The sequence below is a fragment of the Bacillus sp. JK62 genome, from assembly GCF_053663455.1.
Map to the genome: position 1 here is coordinate 212,410 of NZ_JBSJQA010000005.1, position 8,396 is coordinate 220,805.

The window sequence follows — 8,396 nt, forward strand, 5'->3', positions numbered from 1 at the left end:
AAAGCTGTCTCAGGCCGTCACGCTGTCAGTTTTAAGCCGATGACACCGATGAGGATAAGCCCCAGAGACACCAATTGTGACAGATTGAATTTTTCTTTAAACCAAAGTATGCCCACGGCAGAAACGCCGATGCTTCCCATGCCGGTCCAAGCCGCATACGCGACACCTGTGGGAAGAACCTGCATCGCTCCGGAAAGGCAAAAGAATGAAATCATAAAGCCTGTTACCATGACAATCAGCGGCCACTTTTTTTTAAAACCGTCAATATGTTTCATGGCAACGGCCGCTACAACTTCCTCCGCTCCGGCAATAAATAACAGCAGCCATGCCATTAATGTTCACCCCTTGTTTCAGTTTCTTTCGTAAATACCTTCATTCCTAAAATGCCGGACAACAGCAAAGCCAAAAAGAATATTTGCCCGATTGAAAACGATTCGCCTAAAATGACGCCCGTTACATATGTGCCGACGGTGCCTATTCCGACAAAAACGGTATATGCGGCAGCCATCGGAATTTTTTTATAAGAGCGGATCAGCATCAGAAAGCTGACGGCAATCAAAAGGAAAATACCAATCCAATCAAAGAGCGAATCCGCATGCTTCAGGGCGGACGCCCAAACTACTTCTAACAATCCGGCTATCAATACAAGCAGCCAATACATGATACAGTCACCTCAGTTATGAATGAATGTCAGTCATTTTTACGGGGGTCAAAAATGATCGGTCTCCGCCAATCATTTCTGCAAGCTTCTTTTGAGAAAGCTGAATATTTCTTTTTTATATACTTCGAGATCGACATCCTGTTCACAGCCGATATAAAACCGTTCAGCCGCGTTCTCGACAACGTTGATAATCGTTCTGGCCGTCCATCTGACATGAATGCCGCTGATGACCTCACCCTGTTCAATGGCCGTATTGATCACACCTTCCAGCCAGGAATAATAAGGCTGATAAATGGCTTCCCATTTCTCCATTGAATGATCGATGGCAAGACCGGAATAACAGAGAACGATAATATCTTTATGAAGCCGGGTGATGTGAAATGTCTCATCTACCAAAATGTCCAGCAACGTCCAAAAATCTTCAGAACCGTCCGTTTTCCCTTTTATTCTGTCCAGCGTAGTGTCGAGCAGGTTTTCTGCAATCGCGGATATCAGTGCGTTTTTAGAAGAAAAATATAAATAAAACGTACCTTGGGCCGTTCCGGCTTTTTTGACGATTTCTGAAATGGATGCTTTGTCTAATCCTTTTTCAGAAATGACTTCAATCGCGGCTTGCAGGATCTTTTCGTATTTTCCCGAGCTTTGTTTTGCCAATAGAGGGGTTCCTCCTTTTATGAATGACTGTCATTCATTTTATCGCATATTCGCTTTTTTGTCACCCCTTAACATAAAAATACCGGAAAGAAGACCATACTTCTTTCCGGCATTCGTCATTTATCACTGTCGATCATAGCCTTCGGCAGACCCGTATATTTTGCCCAGTAATAAATACCGAGCGAACCGATGGCGATCAGAATCAGGTCAAGCGGATTGCTGATAATGCCCAATCCGTGGCCGAACGAGCCGAGATAGGAGAAAATCAGCATCATGACATAAAAGCCGACGATCCACCATGCTGATTTCAGCTGCTGGCGTATGCTGACATCATCTTTGGGAGCATATTTACTGAAACAGAGATAGATCAGAAACATGACAATTTGAGAACCGAGAAGCCAGGATACGGTGCGCCATCCGGACCAATATACAATATAAGAGGTAAAAATAAACGACAGCGGCCCGATGATGCTCATCCCTTTTAAATAAAACGGTCTGTTAATATTCTTCGCGTTGACTCTCAGCGCCGCAGAAGAAATCGGCGCAATCGCATAAGACAGAATCAATGCGACGGAGCATACGTTGACAAGAGCGTTCCAAGAAGGGAACGGAAGCGTCCAAAAAACAGCCAGACCGAACGAAAGCCAAAGGGAGGCGCGCGGTGTCCCGGTTTCTTTATTGACTTTAGAAAAAATGCTGAATAATGTTCCGTTTCTGGCCCAGGCGTAGACGAGACGTGAAGTCGTATTCATAAAGATATTTCCGTTACCGCCCGGTGATAAAATCGCATCTAAAATGACCAATGTCGCCAGCCACCCCAAACCGAGCAAAACGGCGATATCTTTGAACGGAAGGGAGAATTCAGTCCCGATAGCCGGCCATCCGTGCTTCAGGGTATCCGCCGGGATCGCCCCGATAAAAGTGAGCTGCAGCACGGTGTAAATAATAGTAGAAACGATAATACAGACAATCAATGCGATCGGAATGTTCCGCTTCGGATTCTGCACTTCACTCGCGACAGCCACAATCGGATGCAGCCCAAGGTATGCAAACATGACGCCGCCTGTGGAAATCGCGGCCTGAATTCCGGTGAAACCAAAAGGCGCGAATCCGTGAACGGTCATATTGCCCGGGTGAAAATGAAAAATCAGTACAACAATTACCGTAATCGGTACGACATATTTAAAAATCGAAATAATGAAGTTTGCTTTCGCAAAGGTTTTGACACTCCAGTAATTGAGGAGGAAGAACAGGCAGAGCAGCGCAAATTGCAATATCCATCCGGCAATTGTCGGAGAATCAGAGCCTTTTACGGTCAAACCGGGAAACCAATACGCCACGTATTGGCGGACTGCCGTGACTTCTATTGAAATAAGACTCGTGTATGCCACAATGGTGACGAAGGAAATTAAATATCCGACCAGGTGTCCGTGTGAATATACGGGATACCGGATAATTCCTCCGGTCCGCGGCAGCGCGGCGCCCAGTTCCGCATAAACTAAGCCGATCAATAAGATGATTCCCCCGCCGATCAGCCAGGAAAAAACGCCTGACGGGCCCGCTTTAGAGGCGACGTTACTGACGGCAAACAGCCATGCCGAACCGAATATGGCTCCCATGCCGATTAAAATAAGATCAAAAAGTGACATAGTTTTCTGGAAGTTTCCTTGCTTAGACATTCGCTGCCTCCTTAAAAAAGACATTGTTCTCTTTACATAATTCCCATTATCATTCAAACATACCCAGCCGGCCGGCTGGAAAATTAGGACAACTTTCGAAACGAAGTATGTACCGCAATGTGCTCACATCAAAATAACGGCCGTATGGCAAGATCTCCCGGCTTATATTCCCCGTTTTGAACACATTCAAACCTCATATTCAGAAAAACAAAAAACGCCCGAAACAGACGTTTTTTGTTACAAGTTCATATCTTTCAGTCCGGGGCTGTGCTCATTCGGAAGCTCGGGAAGTTCCGGGACGGGGAAACCTTTAGGAGGCTCGGACACACTTAATTCGCCGCCGTTTCGGCTCGGCGTCGTTCCCTGCAGAATTTCTCCGATCCGTGTCGGATCCAGTCTGAAATTAAATTGTGTATTATGATAACCCATTTCAACGAATTTCCGGCATTCCGGGTATTTTTCAATATCATAATTCGGCACGGGAAATAATTTGCCCCATTCGACACCCAGTGTTTCCAGCGCTTTTGTAAATGCATTTTGATGGGCGTTGTCACGGACGATCAGGAAACCGAGTGTTTCTCTGAACGTCTGGTTAGAACTCATTTCATAAATGCGCGTTTTTTGCAGCACGCCGGTTGATTCCAGCACGACATTGTCCAATAAGTCGGCAATCAGATTCCCGTGGTTGTATACCCAAGACCCGTTCCATGGATTGCCGCCGGCGTCTACAGGAAGAGAACTTTGCGCCCCGATGATAAAATGGTGCGGATTGGCGTGTTTAACTGCTTCGTCAAGCGGCGCCTGATCTGCTGCCCGATTTCCGGCGCCCTCAGCGCCGCTTTCATCGAGCAGCGCATTAATCGTATGCTGGACGAGCTCAACGTGTGCGATCTCTTCTAAAAATACACCGCGAAGCAGGTCACGGAACTGTTTTTCTTTTCCTCTGAAATTAGAGCTTTGGAAAAAGTATTGCATCATCGTCCGCATTTCCCCGTAATGCCCGCCTAAAATTTCCTGAAGCACCTTGGCCGCGGCCGGGTCCGGCTTGTCCGGTTTAATGATATTGATCAGCTCTTCTTTGTAATAATACATAAACAGCGCCCCCTGAAAGAAGTTTTCGGTTCTTCTGTTAGTGTCTTTGCAAAGTCAGTTTTTATGTATCGGCATCAAAAAAAGGACGGAAAGCGTGTCCGTCCTTTTGTGTTAAGCCTCAACCGCCCCGCGAAGTTTCGTGTTGACAAGCCCGTTCCATCCTTGATCCATCGTACTGTGAATCTCGGAGCTTTTCCGATTGACTTTATTGATGACGGCTTCCGGCTCTTTCCATCCGCCGTGAATGAGAGTGAATTCAGTATCTCCGCTTTCCGTTTCCTTTAAGACAAAAGAAACGATCCAGCCTTCCGTATCCCATGAAAAAGAAAGGCGGTACGGCGCTTCAATATCCAGCAGCTTGCACGGAGACGGACCGAACGGAGATTCCAGCTGAAACTCACTGTCTTCTTGAGGTGTGAAATCATTCGGCATAAACCAGAGAGACAGGCCGTCCGCCGTAGAGACCGTATCCCAGACAACTTGTATCGGCGCCTTGAAAACGGCGGTATGAATAATGTCCGGTAATGGCTGATTGCTGCTGTTGTTGTTTTTGGTTTTGTTATCTTTGTTTTGTTTATCAGACATGATGCGTAACCACTCTTTCGCTGTTTTTACTTTTGATCATACTACACAGGGCAGGACATTTGAAAACAAATCAAACTTATTTTATGCTTTTCCAGAGCCATTCAATTCATTTTAAGGAGACGTAGTGATGACAGATCAATTTAAAGCGTTAGTAGTCGATCAACATGAAGACCGGTTTTCAGTCAGCGTACGGGAGCTGGCGGTTCAGGATCTTCCCGAGGGTGAAGTGCTGATTAAGGTTTGCTACTCAGGGGTGAATTATAAAGACAGCTTGGCTGCCATTCCTGACGGCAAGATCGTAACGTCGTATCCTTTCGTGCCGGGAATTGATTTAGCGGGAATCGTCGTTTCTTCAGATGACGCCCGTTTTAAAGAAGGGGACAAAGTCATTGCGACAAGCTACGGCATAGGCGTTTCCCATTTTGGCGGCTATAGCGGGATGGCCCGCATTCCGGCAGATTGGATCGTGCCGCTGCCTGAAGGTCTGACACTTAAAGAAGCCATGACGATCGGAACCGCCGGCTTCACTGCCGCATTGTCCGTCCAGCGTCTTGAAGAAAACCATGCCGCTCCTGAAAAAGGGAAGGTGCTGGTGACGGGAGCGACAGGCGGCGTCGGAAGCTTTGCCGTCTCCATTCTTTCAACCTTAGGTTATGAGGTCGAGGCCAGTACGGGAAAAGAAGAAGAAAGCGGGTATTTGAAGAGCCTCGGAGCAAAGACGGTCATTCACCGTGACGAAGTGTATAACGGCACGTTAAAACCGATGCAAAAACAAAAATGGGCAGCGGCCGTCGATCCGGTCGGAGGTGAGCCGCTTGCTTCAGTTCTCAGTCAGATTCAGTACGGCGGATCAGTTGCTGTGAGCGGACTGACAGCGGGAACGAAACTCCCGGCTACAGTCTTTCCGTTTATATTGCGCGGCGTCAGTCTCTTGGGAATTGATTCCGTATTCTGTCCGATGGAGACAAGAAAGAAAATATGGCAGCGTTTAGCTGATGACTTCAAGCCTGCAGATCTGGAGGCCTTTATTCAAAAGGAAATTACACTTGAAGAGCTGCCGGATACGCTTCCTGCCCTTTTAAAAGGAGAAGCGAGAGGGAGAACGATTGTTACAATAAACGAAGAATAAAACAAAAACCCCCAACTAGCAGTTGGGGGTTTTCAATATGTAATCAATTATTGATTATAATAGGGGTAATTCATTGATCATGTTATGAAAATGAATTGATGTAAAATATAAATTGATTATATATAGGTAATATAAAGGTAAGTTATAAAATTTTCTGAAATATTTATTGACTGAAAGCGCTTTTAAAATTATGATAATAACATAAGTACCAATAATATCATTATAACTTCACTACAAAGTAACTATAAAATAACAATTTGGCGAGAGGGGAGAGCGAATAATCACTATAAATGATAACGCTTTCGGAACATTTTCTTCTTATATAACTGTTTTGGACGTCAGAACTTGTATGCAGACGTTAGAGGTGTAAATATTGATAACTGAATATTCTGATATTATCTCTGTGTAAAAACTAGGAGGATTTGAAGATGAATAAAAATAGCAGCCAGCATTCATTTTTGAGAACCATCATTTTAGTATCGACATTCGGGGGACTTCTTTTCGGCTACGATACCGGTGTGATTAATGGGGCGCTGCCGTTTATGGCGGAAGCTGACCAGCTTAATCTTACCGCTTTGACTGAAGGGATGGTGGCGAGCTCCCTGCTCTTGGGGGCTGCGATCGGCGCGGTTTTCGGAGGGAGATTGTCGGACTATAACGGCAGACGTAAAAATATCCTTATCCTTGCCGTTTTGTTCTTTGCAGCGACGCTTGGGTGTACACTGGCGCCTAACGTGTCGGTTATGATCATCTCCCGTTTTCTGCTGGGGCTTGCCGTCGGGGGAGCATCCGTAACCGTTCCGGCATATTTGGCTGAAATGTCGCCGGCGGAAAGCCGAGGGAGAATGGTTACCCAAAATGAATTGATGATTGTAACGGGCCAGCTGCTTGCCTTCACGTGTAATGCTATCATCGGCAATGTGCTTGGTGATACCTCTCACGCTTGGCGTTATATGCTCGTTATCGCGGCCCTTCCGGCGGTATTCTTGTTTTTCGGTATGCTGAAAGTTCCTGAAAGTCCGCGCTGGCTGGTTTCTAAAGGAAGAAAAGAAGATGCTCTGCACGTTCTCCGGCGAATAAGGAATGAAGAGAAAGCGAAGTCTGAGCTCGCTGAGATTGAATCTGCCTTTCATAAGGAAGCTCAGATGGAGCAGGCGACCTTTAAGGATCTTGCCGTTCCGTGGGTGCGCCGCATTGTGTTTATCGGGATCGGAATTGCGGTAGTGCAGCAGCTCACCGGCGTGAATTCAATTATGTATTATGGAACTCAAATTTTAAAAGATGCCGGTTTCGAGACAAAAGCCGCATTAATCGGCAATATCGCTAACGGTGTGATTTCAGTGCTCGCGACTTTTGTGGGAATATGGCTTCTCGGCAAAGTCGGCCGCCGCCCGATGCTGATGACGGGGCTCATCGGAACGACTGCGGTGCTGCTTTTGATCGGAGTTCTGTCTGTCGTGCTGAAAGGATCGCCTGCTCTTCCTTATGTGGTTCTTTCATTAACAGTCACTTTCCTTGCGTTTCAGCAGGGGGCTGTCTCTCCGGTGACCTGGCTGATGCTGTCGGAGATATTCCCGCTGCGTTTGCGGGGGCTTGGTATGGGGGTCACTGTCTTCTGCCTCTGGATCGTGAACTTCATTGTTGGTTTAACTTTTCCGATCCTGCTCGCAAACATCGGATTGTCTGCAACCTTCTTCATTTTTGTCCTGTTAGGGATAGCGTCCGTTATATTTGTGAAAAGGTTCCTTCCGGAAACGAAAGGTCTGTCGCTCGAACAGCTTGAACAAAACTTCCGTGCCTATGAAAAAACAGATCGTAATAGCGCAGAAGCCGAGGTGAGCGGGTAATCTGAATAGACGCGGGGTTCCTGGGGATCCCGCTTTTTACTTATTATATAGAAGGGAATAATAAGCGGGAAAAAAGTTTCGTAAAAGTGTTGACCTAATTTAAAGTGCATGGTATATTATTAAACGTCGCTGATGAACAAAGCGATAACGACAAATGAGAAAATGATCTTTTGAAAAAAAGACTTTACAAATTCTCAAAAGCGTGTATAATAAATGAGGTCGAGAAAAAAGACTTCGAAAATTAATAAAAAAATACTTGACATCATAACTGATTGGTAGTATGATAGTTAAGTCGCCTGATAAGCGCCCGTAGCTCAATTGGATAGAGCGTTTGACTACGGATCAAAAGGTTAGGGGTTCGACTCCTCTCGGGCGCGCCAATTCAAATGCGGGTGTAGTTTAGTGGTAAAACCTCAGCCTTCCAAGCTGATGTCGTGAGTTCGATTCTCATCACCCGCTCCATTATAATGATCTTTGAAAACTAAACAAGACAAAACGTACCTGTTAATTCAAAGTTTTAAATAAATCGCACAGCAATGTGCGTAGTCAGTCAAACTAAGGTCTGCATGATGCAGATCACACAGACGTTACTGCAGGATGCAGTGAATGTAGTCTGTGATCCATTTATCGGAGAGTTTGATCCTGGCTCAGGACGAACGCTGGCGGCGTGCCTAATACATGCAAGTCGAGCGGACAGATGGGAGCTTGCTCCCTGATGTTAGCGGCGGACGGGTGAGTAACACGTGGGT

Annotated in this window: 8 protein-coding genes, 2 tRNA genes and 1 rRNA gene; 5 read left to right on the plus strand and 6 right to left on the minus strand. The window is 46.1% G+C overall.

All coding sequences use genetic code 11. The features are described 5' to 3' along the window. Positions 1 to 17 precede the first annotated feature (17 nt). From ACWJJ4_RS13590 to ACWJJ4_RS13615, 6 genes are all read right to left on the minus strand, one after another. Positions 18 to 332 carry a DMT family transporter gene (locus ACWJJ4_RS13590; RefSeq protein ID WP_102422394.1) on the minus strand — a complete coding sequence of 105 codons (315 nt, stop codon included), beginning with the start codon at positions 330 to 332 and terminating at the stop codon, positions 18 to 20. Next, positions 332 to 661, minus strand: coding sequence for a DMT family transporter (locus ACWJJ4_RS13595; protein ID WP_003156023.1), 330 nt, complete (start codon positions 659 to 661; stop codon positions 332 to 334). Before ACWJJ4_RS13595 ends, ACWJJ4_RS13590 begins: the two co-directional genes overlap by 1 nt. Before the next feature lie 72 nt (positions 662 to 733). Then, positions 734 to 1,315 carry a TetR family transcriptional regulator gene (locus ACWJJ4_RS13600; RefSeq protein WP_014304461.1) on the minus strand — a complete coding sequence of 194 codons (582 nt, stop codon included), beginning with the start codon at positions 1,313 to 1,315 and terminating at the stop codon, positions 734 to 736. A gap of 116 nt (positions 1,316 to 1,431) precedes the next feature. Next, entirely contained in the window at positions 1,432 to 2,994 is a 1,563-nt protein-coding gene (locus ACWJJ4_RS13605; protein ID WP_007409293.1) for an APC family permease, read from the minus strand. Positions 2,995 to 3,231: 237 nt separating this feature from the next. After that, the gene (locus tag ACWJJ4_RS13610; protein WP_071392079.1) at positions 3,232 to 4,086 is read right to left on the minus strand and encodes a manganese catalase family protein; all 855 of its coding nucleotides are present in this window, start codon (positions 4,084 to 4,086) and stop codon (positions 3,232 to 3,234) included. A gap of 111 nt (positions 4,087 to 4,197) precedes the next feature. Beyond that, positions 4,198 to 4,671 carry an SRPBCC family protein gene (locus tag ACWJJ4_RS13615; RefSeq protein WP_039062713.1) on the minus strand — a complete coding sequence of 158 codons (474 nt, stop codon included), beginning with the start codon at positions 4,669 to 4,671 and terminating at the stop codon, positions 4,198 to 4,200. A 127-nt stretch (positions 4,672 to 4,798) separates the two neighbouring features. Between ACWJJ4_RS13615 and ACWJJ4_RS13620 the strand changes: the two genes are divergently transcribed. The 5 genes from ACWJJ4_RS13620 to ACWJJ4_RS13640 all read left to right on the plus strand — a co-directional run. After that, entirely contained in the window at positions 4,799 to 5,800 is a 1,002-nt protein-coding gene (locus ACWJJ4_RS13620) for an NADPH:quinone oxidoreductase family protein (protein ID WP_039062714.1), read from the plus strand. 428 nt (positions 5,801 to 6,228) lie between these two features. Then, on the plus strand, positions 6,229 to 7,647 hold the full coding sequence (locus tag ACWJJ4_RS13625) for a sugar porter family MFS transporter (RefSeq protein WP_172614489.1): 1,419 nt from the start codon (positions 6,229 to 6,231) through the stop codon (positions 7,645 to 7,647). Between the two features lie 303 nt (positions 7,648 to 7,950). Next, positions 7,951 to 8,027 (plus strand) — tRNA-Arg (locus ACWJJ4_RS13630). 8 nt (positions 8,028 to 8,035) lie between these two features. Continuing rightward, a tRNA-Gly gene (locus ACWJJ4_RS13635) sits at positions 8,036 to 8,109 on the plus strand. Positions 8,110 to 8,271: 162 nt separating this feature from the next. After that, a 16S ribosomal RNA gene (locus ACWJJ4_RS13640) occupies positions 8,272 to 8,396 on the plus strand; the annotation flags it as partial.